The 2,155-nt window shown below is 70.2% G+C and carries 2 protein-coding genes; one reads left to right on the top strand and one right to left on the bottom strand.

Annotation, left to right across the window (positions count from 1 at the left end; translation table 11 throughout):
- Window positions 1–39: 39 nt before the first annotated feature.
- The gene (locus ACWDS7_RS48070) at window positions 40–378 is read right to left on the bottom strand and encodes a hypothetical protein (protein ID WP_451934769.1); all 339 of its coding nucleotides are present in this window, start codon (window positions 376–378) and stop codon (window positions 40–42) included.
- Between the two features lie 154 nt (window positions 379–532).
- Here ACWDS7_RS48070 and ACWDS7_RS48075 point away from each other — a divergent pair, with 154 nt between their 5' ends.
- On the top strand, window positions 533–2,002 hold the full coding sequence (locus ACWDS7_RS48075) for an amino acid permease (RefSeq protein WP_306867678.1): 1,470 nt from the start codon (window positions 533–535) through the stop codon (window positions 2,000–2,002).
- Window positions 2,003–2,155 lie beyond the last annotated feature (153 nt).

Below are 2,155 nucleotides of genomic sequence, written 5' to 3' on the forward strand. Positions count from 1 at the left end.
TGATCTTCTGTCCGCCCCAAGAGGGCAAGTCGCAGAAGGTCAGCCGCCGTACCCCCGCCTGGCTCCTCCAGCACGACCCCACGCTACGCATCGCGCCCGGGCCCAGCGGTGCTCGCCGATCCAGCGCCCGGCCCTGCTGTGGCGCACGCGTGAGCCGTACCGGCGGCCGATCAGCCAGCCGCCGGTGGCACCCAGGTAGCATCCGGCCACCCCGGCGACCGCCGCCACCACGATTTCGGCGGGACCCGTCAGCGCCGTCCCCGCCACGACGATCGCCGCGTCCCCGGGGAGCACGGCCCCGATCAGTAGGGAACCGTCCAGCGCCAGCACCACCAGCAGCACCGCGCCGACCAGATATGGGTCTAACTGTCCCAGCATGTCCAAGAGCATGACCTGATGTTGCCGCGCCGGAGGGGCCCGGGGCATCGGGACTTTCCCCGAAAGAACCCCTAGTCCACCGTTCAGCCGTTGATCAGATGGGCATGACTTGATCTGTGGATGACAACGACTCCAGATGGTCAAGGGGGATCCCATGGAGGTTTTCCGCGTCAAGTCGATAGAACAGTCGATCCGCGACACCGAAGAGCCCGAGCATCGGCTGCGCAAGGACCTCTCCGCCATCGACCTGACCGTCTTCGGCATCGGCGTCATCGTGGGGACCGGCATCTTCGTCCTCACCGGCCGGGTGGCCAGGGACCTGGCCGGCCCCGCGGTCGCCCTGTCGTTCGTGGCCGCCGGGATCGTCTGCGCGCTGGCCGCGCTCTGCTACGCGGAGTTCGCCTCCACCGTGCCGGTGGCGGGCTCGGCCTACACCTTCTCCTTCGCCACGCTCGGTGAGTTCCCCGCCTGGATCATCGGCTGGGACCTGACCCTGGAGATGGCGCTGGGCGCCGCGGTCGTGGCGGTCGGCTGGTCGGGCTACCTGACCTCGCTGCTGTCGTCCCTGGGGATAACGCTGCCCAGTGCGATCGCCGGGGAGGGGGCGACCTTCAACCTGCCGGCGGCGCTGGTCGTGCTGGCGCTCACCGCGATCCTGGTCGCCGGGATCAAGCTCTCCTCCCGGTTCAACCTGGTCGTCGTCACGATCAAGATCGCGGTGGTGCTGCTCGTCATCGTGGCGGGGCTGTTCTTCATCAACGGGGCCAACTACACCCCGTTCATCCCGCCGGCCAAGCCCACCCCCGCGGTGGGGGGCCTGGCGGCGCCGCTGATCCAGGTGCTGTTCGGGATCACCCCCGTCGCCTTCGGCGTGCTGGGCATCTTCAGCGCCGCGGCGATCGTGTTCTTCGCCTACATCGGCTTCGACGTGGTGGCCACCGCGGCGGAGGAGACCCGCAACCCCCAGCGCGACCTGCCGATAGGCATCATCGCCTCGCTCGTCATCTGCACCGTGCTGTACGTCGCCGTCTCCCTGGTCGTCGTCGGCATGCAGCCCTACTCACAGCTCAGCGAGGCCGCGCCGCTGGCGGACGCGTTCAAGGCGGTCGGCCAGACCTGGGCGGCGACGCTCATCAGCATCGGCGCCCTGGCCGGTCTGACCACCGTCGTGATGATCCTCATGCTGGGCCAGTCGCGGGTGCTGTTCGCGATGTCCCGCGACAACCTGCTGCCGCGCGGGCTGTCCAAGGTCCACCCGCGGTTCGGCACGCCGTACCGGATCACCATCCTGATGGGCGTCATCGTGGCGGTCCTGGCCGGGCTGGTGCCGCTGTCGACGATCGCCGAGCTGGTCAACATCGGCACGCTCTTCGCGTTCGTGATCGTCTCGATCGCGGTGGTCATCCTGCGGCGCACCCGCCCCGACCTCCCGCGCTCCTTCCGCACCCCGCTGGTCCCGCTGGTGCCGATCCTGTCGGTGCTGGCCTGCCTCTACCTCATGCTCAACCTGCCGGTGGAGACCTGGCTCAGGTTCGTCGTCTGGATGATCATCGGCGTCGTCGTCTACGTCACCTACGGCTACCGCCACAGCCGGGTGGCGCGGCAGCCGCTGACGGGCCGGTAGCCGCCGCGGCCGGGTCCGCCCGCGGACGGCACGGAGTAGGGCCGGCCGGGCGGCGGCCCCGGCGCGGGCAGGCGCCCGGAGCTCCCTCCCGGCCGGTGAGCGGGTCACCGGCCGGGAGGGAGCCGCGGGTGGACGGCCCGGCCCGGACAGACC

The sequence above is a fragment of the Streptosporangium sp. NPDC003464 genome, from assembly GCF_053588315.1.

What these genes read in the sequence shown, in the direction of transcription:
- ACWDS7_RS48070 (WP_451934769.1), bottom strand. Translation starts at nt 378, where the DNA reads ATGCTGGGACAGTTAGACCCATATCTGGTCGGCGCGGTGCTGCTGGTG.
- ACWDS7_RS48075 (WP_306867678.1), top strand. Translation starts at nt 533, where the DNA reads ATGGAGGTTTTCCGCGTCAAGTCGATAGAACAGTCGATCCGCGACACC.